Annotated in this window: 14 protein-coding genes; 8 read left to right on the forward strand and 6 right to left on the reverse strand. The window is 71.2% G+C overall.

What is annotated here, in order from left to right; genetic code table 11:
• Positions 1 to 646: metal ABC transporter permease (locus tag MFF54_RS19805; RefSeq protein WP_238304737.1), on the forward strand; the 646-nt coding region annotated here is incomplete at its 5' end.
• Between the two features lie 137 nt (positions 647 to 783).
• On the forward strand, positions 784 to 1,971 hold the full coding sequence (locus MFF54_RS19810) for an App1 family protein phosphatidate phosphatase (RefSeq protein WP_238304739.1): 1,188 nt from the start codon (positions 784 to 786) through the stop codon (positions 1,969 to 1,971).
• Between the two features lie 61 nt (positions 1,972 to 2,032).
• Here MFF54_RS19810 and MFF54_RS19815 read toward each other — a convergent pair whose 3' ends face one another.
• Positions 2,033 to 3,298, reverse strand: coding sequence for an SfnB family sulfur acquisition oxidoreductase (locus tag MFF54_RS19815; RefSeq protein ID WP_238304747.1), 1,266 nt, complete (start codon positions 3,296 to 3,298; stop codon positions 2,033 to 2,035).
• Positions 3,299 to 3,369: 71 nt separating this feature from the next.
• Positions 3,370 to 4,476: a dimethylsulfone monooxygenase SfnG gene (gene sfnG / locus MFF54_RS19820; protein ID WP_238304755.1), complete on the reverse strand. Its 1,107-nt coding sequence runs from the start codon at positions 4,474 to 4,476 to the stop codon at positions 3,370 to 3,372.
• A gap of 478 nt (positions 4,477 to 4,954) precedes the next feature.
• Between sfnG and msuE the strand changes: the two genes are divergently transcribed.
• The 5 genes from msuE (at position 4,955) to MFF54_RS19845 (ending at position 9,681) form a co-directional block, all read left to right on the forward strand.
• Complete coding sequence (gene msuE / locus MFF54_RS19825) at positions 4,955 to 5,542, forward strand: FMN reductase (protein ID WP_238304764.1); 588 nt, start codon at positions 4,955 to 4,957, stop codon at positions 5,540 to 5,542.
• Positions 5,543 to 5,623: 81 nt separating this feature from the next.
• A complete protein-coding gene (gene ssuC / locus MFF54_RS19830) occupies positions 5,624 to 6,406 on the forward strand; it encodes an aliphatic sulfonate ABC transporter permease SsuC (RefSeq protein WP_238304766.1) in 783 nt (260 codons plus the stop codon).
• Entirely contained in the window at positions 6,406 to 7,257 is an 852-nt protein-coding gene (locus MFF54_RS19835) for an ATP-binding cassette domain-containing protein (protein ID WP_238304776.1), read from the forward strand. The genes ssuC and MFF54_RS19835 overlap by 1 nt, the downstream gene beginning before the upstream one ends.
• Before the next feature lie 17 nt (positions 7,258 to 7,274).
• Positions 7,275 to 8,441, forward strand: a complete 1,167-nt coding sequence (gene ssuD, locus MFF54_RS19840; RefSeq protein ID WP_238304794.1) for an FMNH2-dependent alkanesulfonate monooxygenase — start codon at positions 7,275 to 7,277, stop codon at positions 8,439 to 8,441.
• A 262-nt stretch (positions 8,442 to 8,703) separates the two neighbouring features.
• The gene (locus tag MFF54_RS19845) at positions 8,704 to 9,681 is read left to right on the forward strand and encodes a sulfonate ABC transporter substrate-binding protein (RefSeq protein WP_238304796.1); all 978 of its coding nucleotides are present in this window, start codon (positions 8,704 to 8,706) and stop codon (positions 9,679 to 9,681) included.
• Positions 9,682 to 9,832: 151 nt separating this feature from the next.
• Here the strand turns inward: MFF54_RS19845 and typA are convergent, their stop codons facing one another.
• The 4 genes from typA to MFF54_RS19865 form a co-directional block, all read right to left on the reverse strand.
• Positions 9,833 to 11,659, reverse strand: coding sequence for a translational GTPase TypA (typA, locus tag MFF54_RS19850; protein WP_238304804.1), 1,827 nt, complete (start codon positions 11,657 to 11,659; stop codon positions 9,833 to 9,835).
• Positions 11,660 to 11,837: 178 nt separating this feature from the next.
• Positions 11,838 to 12,185, reverse strand: coding sequence for a DUF3325 domain-containing protein (locus MFF54_RS19855; RefSeq protein WP_238304806.1), 348 nt, complete (start codon positions 12,183 to 12,185; stop codon positions 11,838 to 11,840).
• Positions 12,182 to 13,723: a PepSY-associated TM helix domain-containing protein gene (locus MFF54_RS19860; RefSeq protein WP_238304808.1), complete on the reverse strand. Its 1,542-nt coding sequence runs from the start codon at positions 13,721 to 13,723 to the stop codon at positions 12,182 to 12,184. The genes MFF54_RS19855 and MFF54_RS19860 overlap by 4 nt, the downstream gene beginning before the upstream one ends.
• A 7-nt stretch (positions 13,724 to 13,730) precedes the next feature.
• Positions 13,731 to 14,030, reverse strand: coding sequence for an iron transporter (locus tag MFF54_RS19865; RefSeq protein ID WP_238304817.1), 300 nt, complete (start codon positions 14,028 to 14,030; stop codon positions 13,731 to 13,733).
• A 615-nt stretch (positions 14,031 to 14,645) separates the two neighbouring features.
• Here MFF54_RS19865 and MFF54_RS19870 point away from each other — a divergent pair.
• A complete protein-coding gene (locus MFF54_RS19870) occupies positions 14,646 to 15,779 on the forward strand; it encodes an HD domain-containing phosphohydrolase (RefSeq protein ID WP_238304823.1) in 1,134 nt (377 codons plus the stop codon).
• Positions 15,780 to 15,835 lie beyond the last annotated feature (56 nt).

Consider the following 15,835-nt stretch of genomic DNA (forward strand, 5'->3'; position numbering starts at 1 on the left):
CCTCGTGGCGGGCCTCGCGGTGGCGCTGCTGGCCGGGTTCGTCACTCGATCGACGGTGCTGCGCGAGGACGCGAGTCTGGCCGCCTTCTACCTGATCTCGCTCGCGGCCGGCGTGCTCCTCGTGTCGCTGCGGGGTTCGCAGATCGACCTCCTGCACATCCTGTTCGGCACGGTGCTGGCGCTCGACGACCCGGCCCTGTGGCTCTTGGGCGGCATCAGCACCCTGACGCTCTTTGCCCTTGCTCTGCTCTACCGGCCGCTGGTGATGGAGTGCGTCGACCCGCTCTTCCTGCGCACGGTCAGCCGGGCCGGCGGGCCGGCCCACTACGCCTTCCTGGGCCTCGTGGTGGTGAACCTCGTGGCCGGCTTCCAGGCGCTGGGCACCCTGCTGGCGGTGGGGCTGATGCTGCTGCCCGCTATCGCCGCCCGGTTCTGGGCGCGGGGCCTCGGCGGGCTGATCGGGGTCTCGATGCTGATGGGGGCGCTGTCGAGCGTGATCGGGCTCGCGCTCTCCTACCGCTTCGACCTGCCGAGCGGCCCGGCCATCGTGCTGGCGGCGGGCGCCCTCTACGCCGTCTCGCTGGTGGCCGGCCCGCGGGGCGGCCTCGCCTGGCGCCTCGTGCGGGCGCGCCACCTGGAGGCCTGATCCCGATCCGGGTGCTCGGGCGTGAAGCACGACGCGCCCTGTCTGGACGCCGCCGCAGGCCCGCTCCCCCGCCCTTTGCCGGCCATGCGCGAACTTTCCGGCCTCTCGGATCATATGCATCCGTCGAGGAGAGCGGGATGGCGCGGTCGAGGCTCTACAAGGTCACCCGGGGCACGCTGCGCCTGCTGTCGCGGCCCGTCAGGCGGGCGCAGGGGCGGGGCGGCATCGTGCTGGAGCCCTATCGCGGCTACGGCTCGGGCGACGAGATCTTCCTGATCGGCCGCGTCTTCCGGCAGTCCCGGCCCGATCCCGGCGCCGACCGCGATTCCCTGCGTGACCTCTGGCGCGACGTCCGCCGCCGCATCGCCCGCCGCGCCGTGAAGGGCGGGGCCGTCACCGCGCGCTTCGGCGGCAGCGAGCAGCGCGTGGCGACCGACCGGGACGGCTATTTCCGCATCCATCTGAAGCCCCGCACGATGCCCGAGGGCAACGGGCCCTGGCACGGGGTTGCTCTGACGCTCGACGCCGACCCGCCGGTCGAGGCCCGGGCCGAAGTCTACGTGCCGCCGGCCCACGCGCGCTTCGCCGTGATCAGCGACATCGACGACACGGTGATGCACACGGGCGTCGCCAACAAGCTGGTGATGCTCTGGCGCCTCTTCGTGGAGGATGCGGAGAGCCGCGTCGCTTTCCCGGGCGTCGCCACGCTCTACCGGGCGCTCCACGACGGCGCGGGCGACGAGCAGAACCCGATGCTCTACGTCTCGCGCGCGCCCTGGGGCCTCTACGAGGTGCTGAGCGAGTTCTTCGCCCGCCACGCGATTCCCGCAGGGCCGGTACTGTTCCTGCGGGAATGGGGCCTCTCCTGGACACACCCGCTGCCGCGCCGGGCGGAGGACCACAAGCGCATCCTCATCGGCAACATGCTGGCGCTCTACCGCGACCTGCCCTTCGTTCTGATCGGCGACAGCGGTCAGCACGACCCGGAGGTCTACGCCGAGGTGGTGGCCGAGCATCCGGGCCGGGTGCGGGCGATCTACATCCGCAACATCTCGGCGGACGCGAAGCGCATCGCCGAGATCGAGCGCATCGCCGCCACGGTGACGGCGGCCGGGGCGAGCTTCGTGCTGGCCGCCGACAGCGTCGCGATGGCCGAGCACGCGGCAGGCCTCGGCCTGATCGCGCCGGACGCCGTGGCGACCGTCCAGGCAGAGCGCGAGGCCGCCCCGCCCGAGCCCGCGACCGGCCCGCTGCCGGGCATGCTGCGCCCGACGGAGGTCCCGCCCACGGTGGTGATCGAGCCGGAGGGCGGAAGGCCCCTGTAGTCCCGCGGATCCCGAAGGGCCTCAGGCCCTTCGGCGGGGTTCGGGGCAGCGCCCCGCGGTCTCAGCTCCAGGCGTGGAAGGGCGGGTTCACGCCGTTCAGCGCGTGGTTGCCGACGATGGCGTATTTCCAGCGCACCGGGTCGTGCAGGGTGTGGGTGCGGGCGTTGCGCCAGTGCCGGTCGAGGTTGTGCTCGGCGAGGGTCGAGCGGGTGCCGGCGAGCTCGAACAGCTTGTTGGAGGCCGCGAGCGCCACCTCGGTCGTCAGCACCTTGGCCTCGGCGGTGGCGAGCTGGGCCGCCGCCACGCTCTCCGCGTCGGGCGCGGCGACCGCCGCGTCGATGGCACGGCCCGCCCGCTCCAGCAGGGCCTCGGCGGCGTGGAGGCGGATGGTCAGATCGCCCACAGCCTGGACCGTGTAGGGATCGTCCGAAGCACGCGCCTGTCCGCTGTCGATCCAGGGGCGAGCCTTCGTCCGCACGAAGTCGATCGTGTCGTCGAGGGCCGCCCGGGCGATGCCGGCATCGACCGCGGCCTGGATGATCTGGAAGATCGCCCCGTCGGCGGTCGGCCGCGCGTAGCCCTTCCAGGCCGGCACCAGATGGGTCTTGGGCACGCGCACGTCCGCGATGAGAACCGTGCCGCTCGCGGTGCCGCGCTGGCCGAAGGCCGACCAATCGTCGATGACCGAGAGGCCGGGCGCGTCCCGCTCGGCGATGGCGTACCACGCGCGGCCTTCCGCGTCGGTGGCGACGATCGGCACGAGATGGGCGAGCAGCGCGCCCGTGCAGTAGAACTTCTGCCCCCGCACGACGACGTGGTCGCCCGCATCGGTGAAGCGCGTCTCGAAATCGGCGGCCCGCTTGGTGCCGCGCTCCGAGAAGGCGTTGCCGAAGCGGGTGCCGCGCAGCACCTCGCCGAAGAGCAGCGCCTTCTGCGCGGGGTCGGAGACCGTGTCGATCGCCGCCACGATGCCGAGATGGTTCTGGGCGATCTGGCCGATCGAGGGGTCCGCCGCCGACACGATGGCGATCACCCGCGCCAGCGTGGCGTACGAGACGCCGGGGCCGCCGTAGGCCCGCGGCACGTTGATCGACCAGAGCCCGCTCTGCGAGAACGCGTCGAGCTCCTCGGCCGGGCGCGCACCGGAGCGGTCGCGCTCCGAGGCGCCGGACCGGAAGGCCTTGGCCAGCTCCGCGGCGACGCGGATGGCCTCGGCGTCGTCGCGGACGACATGGGCGGGCTCGGCCGGGCGCGGACGGCCCGGCACCGGCTGCGGGGCGCCGGCGAGCGTGCCGGCCAGAGTACCGGCATTGACGGCGATGTTCATCGGGGGCTCCGGATTCTGGAGGGCACGACATCTTCCCTCCCCCGCAGAGGGGGGAGGGAAGGCGATGCGGATCAGGCCGCCTCGGCTCGCCGCTCGCGGGCAGCCTCGAGCGCCCGCACCCGCGGGATCACCTGCTCGCCGAAATACTGAACCTCCTCCTGGAAGTGCAGGAAGGCGAGCAGCGCGAGATCGACGCCGACATCCTTCAGCGCCACGATGCGCTCGGCGATCTGGTCCGGCGTGCCGATGAGGTTCGTCTTGAAGCCGTCGTTGTACTGGACGAGGTCCTCGAAGCTCGATTTCGCCCAGTTCCCCTCGCCCTCCGGCGAGGCCTTGCCGGCATTCTTCACCTCGTGGCCGAAGGCCTTGACCGCCTCCGGGTCGGCGTTGTCGATGATCTCCTGGAGCACGGCGCGCGCCTCCGCCTCGGTGTCGCGCGCGATCACGAAGGCGTTGACGCCGACCTTCACCGCGTGCCCGTTCTCGCGGGCCTTGGCCTGGATGTCGTCGACCTGCGCCCGGATGTTCTCCGGCGTGTTGCCGTTGGTGAAGTACCAGTCCGAGACCCGAGCGGCCATGTCGCGCGCCGCGCGCGAGGAGCCGCCCTGGAAGATCTCGGGCAGGCCCGCACTCGGCTTCGGCTTCAGCGTGTAGTTGGTGTAGCGGTAGAAATCGCCGCGGAAGCTGAAATTGTCCTGCGTCCAGATCCCCCGCAGGCTCCGGATGAACTCCTCGGAGCGGCGGTAGCGCTCGTCGTGGTCGAGCCAGGGCTCGCCGATCGCTCGGAACTCGCCCGAGAACCAGCCCGAGACGATGTTGACGGCGATGCGCCCGCCCGTCAGCTCCGCGATCGTCGCCACCTGCTTGGCCGCGAGCGTCGGGTTCCAGGGGCCGGGCAGGATCGCGGCGATCACCTTGAGCCGACTCGTCGCGGCGAGCAGCGCGTGGCTGAAGGCGACCGATTCGTGCTGGTACTCGGCGCCGTAGCCCGCGGTGAACCGGATCTGCGTCAGCGCGTAGTCGAAGCCTGCCGCCTCGGCGATCTGGGCGAGACGGCGATTGTAGTCCGCGTCCCAGCTCGTCCGCTGCGGGATCTTGCTGATGACGAGCCCGCCCGAGACGTTGGGCACCCAGTAGGCAAACCGGATCGGCTCCGATGCATTCGTGCTGACGGCCATGGCGATACTCCTCCGGACCGGCCTTGAAGCGCGGTCTTCTCGATATCGCGGCAAGTATTCCGGTGCGGATCCGCGCCGTCAAAGGAAGAGGAACACTTTCTTCGCCGTGTTGCGGCAAGTTCGTCCCATTCTCAGCCCACGGCTCGGCAGGATTCTTCTCGCTCCCCTTCGAAGCCCCGGCGCGCGACCGGGCCTGTGCGGCATCGACAACATTCACCGAGTTCGTTTCGTAAAACGAACGCTTCCGGCCGCCATCGCGCGCCTAAAGCAGGGTGTTTGCCGGTTTCGGTGGTGATTTACAGAAACATTCTCCTCTCGGGCATCCCCGGGACACGTTCATCTCCATCTGCTCGTTCATTGATAAGAACGTTTCATTGACCGAAGCCCGTCGCTCACGCAGCTTTTAGGCATCAAGGACGGGTGACCGGGGAGCGGCCACCCGCAGCTTCCGCGACCCTAGAACCGGACGGACAGACGGATGACACGACCGAGACTCGTCGGCTTCAGCGCCAACCTGCAGCGCCCCTCCAAGACCCGCGTGCTGGTCGAGGCCGTCGCCGAGGAGGCCGCCGCGCGCGTGCCCCTGGACGTGCGCCACTACGATCTGGTCGATGCCGGCACCGGCCTCGGCGCGGCCTGGAGCCGGGACGCCCTGTCGCTTCCCGCCCGCCGGGTGATCGAGGCGATCGAGGAGGCCGACGCGCTCATCGTCGGCTCGCCGGTCTACAAGGGCAGCTATACGGGCCTGTTCAAGCACCTGTTCGACCTGATCCCGCCGACTGCGCTGGCCAACAAGCCGCTGGCGATCGTGGCGACCGGCGGTGGCGCACGCCACGCGCTCGTGGTCGAGCACGCCTTCCGGCCGCTCTTCGGCTTCTTCAACGCCCTGCAGATCCCGACCACCGTCTACGGCTCGGATCCCGACTTCACCGACTACAAGCTCACCGACCAAGCCGTGCGCGAGCGCGCCGCCCAGGCCGGCGCCGAGATCGCGGCGCTCGCCACCCGCGGCACGCTGCCGGGCCTGCGCCAGGACCCCGTCGCCCGCGTGGCCGCCGCGCGCTGAGTGAGCCCGACCCGAGCGCGATCGAAGCAGCGCCGCCGCGTCGCCGATGCGGCGGCGCGCCCTGCAACGGCTGAATTCCCGATGGCAAGTACCCTTCTCAACGACCTCGGCCGCCGCGCCACGCCCTGGCTGCTGCCGGCGCTGGCGCTGGCCGGCTGGCAGGCGGCGGTCTCGGCGGGCCTTGTCTCCAACCGCTTCATGCCCGCCCCCCTCGACGTGGCGCGTGCCGGCATCGCGGCGGCGAGCACCGGCGAGCTCTGGACCAATCTCGGGGTGAGCGCGCTGCGCGCCATCGCGGGCTTCGCCATCGGCGGCGGCATCGGTTTCGCGCTCGGCCTCGCCAACGGCCTGTCGCGCCTCTCCGAGCGGCTCACCGACACCAGTGTGCAGATGGTGCGCAACGTCCCCCACCTCTCGCTGATCCCGCTGGTGATCCTGTGGTTCGGCATCGGGGAGGAGGCCAAGCTCTTCCTCGTGGCGCTCGGTGTGTTCTTCCCGATCTACGCCAACACGCTGCACGGCATCCGCTCGGTTGATCCCGGCCTCGTCGAGATGGGCCGCGTCTACGGCATGTCGCGGGCCGAACTCTTCCGCCGCGTCGTGCTGCCGGGTGCCCTGCCCTCGATCTTCGTCGGCCTGCGCTACGGGCTCGGCATCATGTGGCTGACGCTCATCGTGGCCGAGACGATCTCCGCCTCCTCGGGGCTCGGCTACATGGCCATGCAGGCGCGCGAGTTCATGCTCGTCGACGTCGTGGTGCTGGCGATCCTGATCTACGCGCTGCTGGGCAAGCTCGCCGACGCCCTGACCCGCCAGCTGGAGCGCGCTACCCTCGCCTGGAACCCCGCCTACAGGACCGCCTGATGCTGCTCGACGCCCCCCGACCCGACGCGCTGGGCTCCACCCGCGACGACGCGTCCGCCGCCGAGGCCCCCCGCGCCGCGACGACCCGGCCGCCAGCCTCCGGTTGCGGCATCGCCGTGACCGTGCGGGACCTGCGCAAGGCCTTTGACGGCCACACCGTCATCGAAGGCCTCGACCTGCACATCCCGGCCGGTCAGTTCACGACGGTGGTCGGGCGCTCGGGCTGCGGCAAGAGCACCCTGCTGCGGCTCATCCTCGGCCTGGAGACGCCCACCGGCGGGCGCATCCAGCTTGAGGAGCCGGCGGGGGCCTCGCGCCGCAACGCGCCCCCGAAGCGCATCATGTTCCAGGATCCGCGCCTGCTGCCCTGGGCGCGCGTCGTCGACAACGTCGCGGTCGGTCTCACCGGGCTCGGCTCGCGCAAGGAGCGGCGGGAGCGGGCCCTCGCCGCCCTCGCCGAGGTCGGGCTCGCCGACAAGGCCGGGCAGTGGCCGGCCACGCTCTCGGGCGGCCAGCGCCAGCGCGTGGCGCTCGCCCGGGCCCTCGTCAGCGGGCCGGGCCTGCTCGCCCTCGACGAGCCGCTCGGGGCGCTCGACGCATTGACCCGCATCGGCATGCAGGGGCTGATCGAGCGGATCTGGCAGCAGCAGGGCTTCACCGCGCTCCTTGTCACCCACGACGTCTCGGAGGCGGTGGCGCTCGCCGACCGCATCCTCGTGGTGGACGCGGGCCGCATCGCCCTCGACGTGCGGGTCGACGTGCCGCGGCCGCGGCGCCGGGGCGACCCAGACCTCGCGGCGCTCGAAGGCCGCATCCTCGAACACCTGCTGGGCGAAAGCCCGGCCGCCTGAGTGACCGGAGTACCCCCATGACCCAATCGACCGATGGGCGCGCCGACGTCCTCTGGTTCCTGCCGACCCACGGCGACGGACGCTACCTCGGCTCCGAGGAGGGCGCGCGCGCCGTCACGCTCGACTACCTCCGGCAGATCGCGCAGGCCTCGGACGATCTCGGCTATTACGGTGTGCTGCTGCCGACCGGCCGCTCCTGCGAGGATTCCTGGATCGTCGCCTCGGCGCTGGTGCCGCTGACGAAGCGCCTGCGTTACCTCGTGGCGGTGCGGCCCGGCCTGATGGAGCCCTCGGCGGCCGCCCGCATGGCCTCCACCCTCGACCGGATCTCGGACGGGCGCCTGCTGATCAACGTGGTCACGGGCGGCGACCCGGTGGAATTGCGCGGCGACGGCGTCTTCCTCGACCACGACGCGCGCTACGCCGTCACCGACGAGTTCCTGGCGATCTGGCGCGGCCTGATGCGCGGCGACACGGTGAGCTTCGAGGGCCGGCACCTGCGCGCCGAGAACGGCCGGCTGATCTACCCGCCCGTGCAGGCGCCCTACCCGCCGCTCTATTTCGGCGGCTCCTCGCCCGCCGGGATCGCGGTCGCCGCCGAGCACTGCGACGTCTACCTGACCTGGGGCGAGCCGCCGGAGGCCGTCGCCGAGAAGATCGCGGCGGCCCGCGAGGCCGCGGACCGGAAGGGCAAGACCTTCTCGTACGGCATCCGCCTGCACGTGATCGTGCGCGAGACGGAGGCCGAGGCCTGGGACGCCGCCGAGCGCCTGATCTCCCGGCTCGACGACGCCACCATCGCGCGGGCGCAGGAGACGCTGAAGCGCCAGGATTCGGTCGGCCAGAACCGCATGATGGCGCTCCATGGCGGCTCGCGCGACAAGCTCGTGGTCTCGCCGAACCTCTGGGCCGGCGTCGGCCTCGTCCGGGGCGGTGCGGGCACGGCGCTCGTCGGCTCGGCCGATCAGGTCGCCGACCGGATGAAGGAATACATCGACCTCGGAATCGACCGCTTCATCCTCTCCGGCTACCCGCACCTGGAGGAGGCCTACCGCTTCGCCGAGCTGGTCTTCCCGAAGCTGCCGCTGCGGGCGACCACGGGCCCGGCCGTGCGCGACCGCGGCCCGGTCGGTGAGGTCATGGCCAACGACATCGTGCCGCTCCGCCGCGTCGCCGCGCACTGAGGGGCGCGTCGCTCCCGCGCGGCAGAAGGCCGCCGTCGCTGCCCGCCGGCTTGGGGCAGCCACCTCGTCATCCCGGGGCCGCGGAGCGGAGCCCGGGATCCAAGACCACCGAAGTGTCAGGACCGGAACCTGCGGTGTTCGTGGATTCCGGGCTCGCCTGCGGCGCCCCGGCATGCCGGTGAGACTGTCCTGCAAGGGGGAGCGGGCGCACGCGCCGCATCTCCCCGATCCGTTCCACCCCCAGCCCGAGGAGACCACACCCATGCCGGCCCCAGCCGCCCGCCTCGCCGCGCGCGCTCCCCTCACCCACGCTTGGACGCTGCTGACCGCCCTCGCCCTGGTTCTGCTGACAGTCCTCGCCGCCCGCGCCGACGACAAGGTGTTCCGCGTGGGCTACCAGAAGTACGGCACCCTCGTGCTCCTGAAGGGCAAAGGTCTCCTGGAGAAGAAGCTCGCGCCCCTCGGTTACCGGGTGCAGTGGGCCGAGTTCCCGGCGGGCCCGCAGCTCCTCGAATCGCTGAATGCCGGCGCCGTCGATTTCGGCTCTACCGGGGAGGCACCGCCGATCTTCGCCCAGGCCGCGAGCCCGAACCTCGTCTACGTCGCGGCCGAGCCGCCGGCGCCCAAGGGCGAGGCGATCCTGGTGAAGCCCGATTCGCCGATCCGGACCGTGGCGGATCTGCGCGGCCGCACCGTCGCCCTCAACAAGGGCTCGAACGTGCATTTCCTGCTGGTGCGCGCCCTCGAAGAGGCGGGCGTGCCCTACGAGGAAGTCAAAACGGCCTTCCTCACGCCCGCGGACGGCGCCGCCGCCTTCGCCCGCGGCGCGGTCGATGCCTGGGCGATCTGGGACCCCTACCAGGCCTCGGGCGAGCGCTCGACGGGGGCCCGCACGCTGGCCAACGGCGAGGGCCTCGCGCCGAACCGGCAATTCTACCTGTCGCGGCGCGACTTCGCCGACCAGAACCGCAAGGCCGTCGATGCGCTGGTCGAGGCCATCGCCGAGATCGACGCCTGGGCCAAGGACAACACCGACGCGGTGGCGGCCGAGCTCGCGCCGAGCGTCGGCATCCCGGCGCCGATCCTGTCTGTCGCGCTGCGGCGGCAATCCTATGGGGTGGCGCCCCTCGCCGCGGCGGCGATCGCCGACCAGCAGCGCGTCGCGGACACGTTCCACAAGCTGAAGCTGCTGCCGAAGCCGATCACCGTGTCGGACGCGGTGTGGAAGCCCGGGAGCTGAGGGCTGTCGCTCTTCGACGGGAGCTGAATGTAACGCAGGTCCTCTCTCCCGCACGGGAGAGGGGGTCTGTGGTGGCTCATGCCCAGAAACGAAGAACGGCCGGCCCCCTGCCCGGGGACCGGCCGTTCTCGCATTCCAACCCTGGTGGGGATCAGCCCGCCAGAGCCTCCTTCGCGCGCTCGGCGCGCTTGCGGTCGTTCGGGTCGAGCACGGCCTTGCGGAGCCGGATCGACTTCGGGGTGACCTCGACCAGCTCGTCGTCCTGGATCCAGGCCAGCGAGCGCTCCAGCGTCATCTTGATCGGCGGCGTCAGCCGCACGGCCTCGTCCTTCGAGGTGGTGCGGATGTTGGTGAGCTTCTTGCCCTTGAGCACGTTCACCTCGAGGTCGTTCTCGCGGTTGTGCTCGCCGACGATCATGCCCTGGTACACCTTCCAGCCGGGCTCGATCATCATCGGGCCGCGATCCTCGAGGTTCCACATGGCGTAGGCCACAGCCTCGCCCTTGTCGTTCGAGATCAGCACGCCGTTGCGCCGGCCCGGCATCTCGCCCTTGTAGGGCTCGTAGGCCTTGAACAGGCGGTTCATGATCGCGGTGCCGCGGGTGTCGGTCAGGAGCTCGCCCTGGTAGCCGATCAGGCCGCGGGTGGGGGCATGGAAGACGAGGCGCAGGCGGTCGCCACCGGACGGCCGCATCTCCAGCATCTCGGCCTTCCGCTCGGACATCTTCTGGACGACGACGCCCGAATGCTCCTCGTCCACGTCGATGACGACTTCCTCGACGGGCTCCAGCACCTGCCCGTCCGCGTCCTTCTCGTAGACCACGCGGGGACGCGACACGGCGATCTCGAACCCTTCACGCCGCATGGTCTCGATGAGGATGGACAGCTGAAGTTCGCCGCGGCCCGAGACGTAGAACGAATCCTTGTCGGCCGCCTCCTCGATCTTGAGCGTGACGTTGCCCTCGGCCTCCTTGAACAGGCGGTCGCGGATCATGCGGCTCGTGACCTTGTCGCCCTCGGTGCCGGCGAGCGGGCTGTCGTTCACGATGAACGACATCGTCACGGTCGGCGGGTCGATCGGCTGGGCCTGGATCGGGGTATCGACCTGCGGGTCGCAGAAGGTGTCGGCCACCGTGCCCTTCACGAGGCCCGCGATCGAGACGATGTCGCCCGCCTCGCCGACCTCGATCGGGGCGCGTTCCAGGCCGCGGAAGGCCAGGATCTTCGAGACGCGGCCGGTCTCAACGACCTTGCCCTCGCGGTCGAGCACCTTGATCGACTGGTTCGGGCGAACCGTGCCAGAGGCGATGCGGCCCGTGATGATGCGGCCGAGGAAGGGGTTGGCCTCGAGCAGGGTGCCGAGCATCCGGAACGGCCCGTCCTCGGTACGCGCCTGCGGCACATGCCGGAGCACGAGGTCGAAGAGCGGGCTGAGACCCTGGCTCTGGTCGCCGTCCGGCGAGTCGGCCATCCAGCCGGCACGGCCCGAACCGTAGAGGATCGGGAAGTCGAGCTGCTCGTCGGTGGCATCGAGCGCCGCGAACAGGTCGAAGACCTCGTTGACGACCTCGTTGATGCGCGCGTCCGGACGGTCGACCTTGTTGATGGCCACGATCGGGCGCAGGCCGATCTTGAGCGCCTTGCCGACCACAAACTTGGTCTGCGGCATCGGACCTTCCGCGGCGTCGACCAGCACGATCACGCCGTCGACCATCGAGAGGATGCGCTCGACCTCGCCGCCGAAATCGGCGTGGCCGGGGGTATCGACGATGTTGACGCGGGTGTCCTGCCAGACGACCGAGGTCGCCTTGGCCAGGATGGTGATGCCGCGCTCCTTCTCGAGGTCGTTCGAGTCCATCGCCCGCTCCTCGACCCGCTGATTCTCGCGGAAGGTGCCGGACTGCTGGAGCAGCTTGTCGACGAGCGTGGTCTTGCCGTGGTCGACGTGGGCGATGATGGCGATGTTGCGCAGCTTCATAAGGATGTCCGAAGCGTGAAGAACCCGCCACGGGACCGGCCGCTCGTGGCCGTCCCGCCGGGTGTGGTGGCGGATTCAGGGCTTTCCGCGTTGCAATAGAAGGTGCGGACGCGTCCGGCAAGTGCGGGCGGCGCGGGCCCCACACCCTCCGCGTGCGTATCGACGGTCCTTGCCGGACTCAGGCCAGCAGGATCGCCGGCAGCAGGGCGAGGCCGAGCGGCAGGGCCAGGAGGGCCGCCGGGCGCAGCCAGACCGGGCGGTAGCTCAGCACCAGCACGACCAGCAGGCCTGCGCCGGTGAGCGCGCCGATCCACTGCACCGGCCCGAAATTCCAGCCCTCCCAGGCGATGGCGGTCGCGAGCGACAGGGCGAGGAGCGCCCAGCCCGCGGCGCGCATCGGCAGGGCGCGGCCGGCCGGTACCCGGCCCGCGAGCGCGTCGCGGTGGTGACGGTCGAGGCTGAGCGCCAGCGCCGCGAAGCCGGCGAAGCAGAGGGCGATGTTCAGGGCGACGACGAGCGGCGTCATGCGCGCAGGGCCTCCTCACCGGTCAGGTCGCGGGCCGGCCGCCGAAGCGGCGCGCCCACGCGGGCGGCGGCCTTGCGGGCCGCGACGACGAAGCCGAGCCCGAGCGCCAGCATCATGAGATCGAAGCCGAGGAAGCGCAGCGCGCCGCCCGGCAGGTTCAGCCCCGTCGTCAGGGCGGCGACCGGCGGCACCGAGAGGAAGAGCGCGCCGACGAGGCCGAGCGCCTGCGACCACGCGCGCGGTCCCGGCCGCAGGGCGCCGACGAGGGCCACGAGTCCCCAGATCGCGAAGAAGGCACCGATCTCCCAGGACGCGCGCTCCGACAGACCGACCGGCAGCAGGCGGTTCGCCAGGAAATAGGCGGCGACCCCCGCCGGCAGGCCCGCGATGGTGCCGAGGTTGAGCGCGCGCACGAGCCGCAGGCCGAAGCCGGCGGGTGCCGCGCCCTTCGGCGCCCGCGCCACCGCCCAGAGCACGAGGCCGGTGGCGACCGTCGCCGCGCCCATGAGGCCGCAGAGGAAGAACAGGACGCGCAGAGCCGGGCCGGCGAAGTGGCCCATATGGAGGCCCGCCATCACTGTCCCGGTGCCGGTGGCGGCCCCGACCGCCCCGGCCTGACCGAGCACCGCGCCGGTCTGCCCGTCGAAGGCGATCTGCGGGTGATGGTGCGAGAGGCCGTGCGGCTCCTCGAAGATCGCCACGACCGTCGCGTTGGCGTCGCCCGGGTTCCAGACCGAGAGCCCCTCGGGCGCCTTGCCCCCGCGGGCGACGGAGGCCGCGACGACCGGGCCGAGCGGCGTGAGCGTGCCGGGCTTGCCGGCGGCCCAGCGCAGGTCCGGCATCAGGCCAGCCTCGACGAAGTAGCGGATCTCGTCGCCCTTGTAGGCGGTGCGCACACCCCAGGGCATGTAGAGCGTCGCCAGCAGGGTCAGCCCCGTATAGGCGATCATCAGGTGGAACGGCAGGCCGAGCACGCCCGCGACGTTGTGGGCGTCGAGCCAGCCGCGCTGGGTCGAGCGATCCCGCCGGAAGGTGAAGAAGTCGGCGAAGATGCGCCGGTGCGTGACGATGCCGGAGACCAGCGCCACCAGCATCACCAGGGTGCAGGCCCCGACGATCCAGCGCCCGAGCATCGGCGGCATGCTGAGTTCGTAGTGGAAGCGGTAGAGGAAGTCCCCGCCCTTCGTCGCCCGCGCGGATGTGGGCTCGCCCGTCTCCGGGTCGAGCAGGGCCTGGTGGAATGGCCCCTCCATGCTCTTCCACCACATCACCGCGATGGCAGGCTTCTCAGGTGTCGGCAGCTCGATGAACCAGCCCATCGCGTCCGGCATCTGCCGCTGCAGATAGGCGGCCCCGCGTTCCGCCGCGCGGCCCGGATCGGTCTCGGTCGCGACGAGTTCCGGCCGCATCCACTGCGAGATCTCGGACCGGTAGAAGCTCGCGGTGCCGGTGACGAAGACCGCGAACAGCACCCACCCGACCAAGAGGCCGGACCAGGCGTGCAGCCACGCCATCGATTGCCGGAAACCCTGCCGCATCGCCGCCTCAGCCCGTGAAGGCGCCGGCGAGCCAGAGGCCGCCCGCGAGCGGGAGGGCGAGGCCGAGCACCAGCGCGGTCGCGCGCGCCAGGGAGCGGGCGGCGAACACCGCGACCACCACCGCGACCATCACGGCGAAGCTCGTCAGCGTCGCGGTGGTCACGGCCTCGGAGCGCGGCATCGGCAGGACCAGGGCGAGCAGCCCCGTCGCCAGGGCCGCGACTGCGTAGCCGCCGAGCGCCGCCAGCAGAATTCGGCCGAGTACCGCCGCGCGGTAGGCCGGCGTGGGCGCCGTGCGACCGGTCAAAGCGCGCAGGCCCCGGCATGCGGCCCGAGGCCGCCGAAATGGAAAGCGGACGACATGGGCCGAGCTAGCAAGCACGCCGCGATCCGCGCAACCGCTATGTTTCGGAACGATTCCAAGTACGCCGCCGACGACTGGAGCGCGTGCGCGGAGCGACTTCGGAACGTCTTTGTCCCGCTCGCGGACGGGATTGTAACAGAGGGTTGGACGTGCATCGCCCGTCGCGGCCTCGTCGGCCCTCCAGTTTTCCGTGACCGTCGGAATGGGGCGCCGGGCGCGGAGGAGGCCGCGATATTGCAATCTGAAATTGTGATTTGACTTCATGCAACGGCTGCGCGGCCGCGCGTCGATGCAGGAAATTTCATCACCGGCCGCAGGTTTAACTCCTGGGTAAGAGGAACTCAGCAATCTCCTATGTCAGGTTGTGTCGGCGAGCGGGGGCGGCGGTCCTCGCCCGGACACGGATCACGGCCGCGGCTCCGCTCACCCGGGGGCCGCGCCGCCAGAGGAGCGCGGGTTCAATGACGGGTTTCGGGTGTCGGTCGAGGTCGGGCGCGCGATCCGTCGCGTGTCGGCGAGCGCGATTCCGTCGCTGAGCCGGCAGGTCAGGAACGAGCCATGGATGCGCTTCTCGTCGATGACAGCTCGACCAGCCGCATGCGGCTTCGGGAGATGCTGTCGGCCGAGCCCGGTGTCACGGTCGACGCTCACGCCAACCCGGTCACGGCCCTTGTCGAGGCGCAGATGCGCGCCTTCGACCTCGTCCTGGTCGATTACCACATGCCGGAGATGACGGGCGTCGCCTTCATCGAGCAGATCCGCAGGATCCCGCACTACGCCCAGGTTCCGGTCGTGATGATCACCAGCGACGTCTGCGACGCGGCGCGGCTGGCCGCCCTGGAGGCCGGCGCCACCGATTTCCTCGCCAAGCGCACGACGGGCGTGGAACTGCGCGCCCGCCTGCGCAACTTCGTCCGGCTGGCGGGCGCGGTCCGCCGTCTGGCCGAGCAGGCCGCACTCCTCGATGGTGCGGCCGAGGCCGCCATGCGGCACATGCACGAGCGCGAGGAGGAGATCATCTTCCGCCTGTCGCTGGCCGTCGAGTACCGGGACAACGACACCGGCGACCACACCTGGCGGGTGGCGCGCTACAGCGAGCTGATGGCCGAGGCGCTGGGGCTCGCCCCCGAAGATTGCCGCCGACTCTACCTCGCCGCCCCCCTCCACGACGTGGGCAAGGTGGCGGTTCCGGACGGGATCCTGCTGAAGCCCGGCAAGCTCGATCCGGAGGAGTTCGCGCTGATCCAGACCCACGCGGAGATCGGCCGGCGTATCCTCGGCGACAGCGAGTCCGAGCTGATCCGGCTCGCCGCCGAGATCGCGGGGGCGCACCATGAGAAGTGGGACGGCAGCGGCTATCCCGGAGGCCTCGCGGGCGAGGCGATCCCGCTCGCGGCCCGCATCGTTGCGGTGGCGGACGTCTTCGACGCGCTGACCACCCAGCGACCCTACAAGAAGGCGCTGTCCTTCGCCGACGCGCTCGACCTGATCCGGGCCGACAGCGGGCGCCATTTCGATCCGGCCTGCGTGGCGGCGTTCGAGCGCTGCTGGCCGGACGTCGTCGCCGCGGGACGCGGCGGTGCCGGAAGGCGCGCCGGCCGTGCGGCCGCGACCGAGCCATGGGCGCGCGTGCCGATGCTACTGCGGGAGATCTCCGCCGAGGGGCCGGAGCCGGTGGACGCGGCGGCCTAGGCGCCGTCCGGCGGTGGATGGCGCCGCCGATCTCGGCCCCGCTTCGCGCGCCGGGA

Origin of the sequence: Methylobacterium gregans (assembly GCF_022179245.1) — a bacterium.
GTDB lineage: Bacteria > Pseudomonadota > Alphaproteobacteria > Rhizobiales > Beijerinckiaceae > Methylobacterium > Methylobacterium gregans.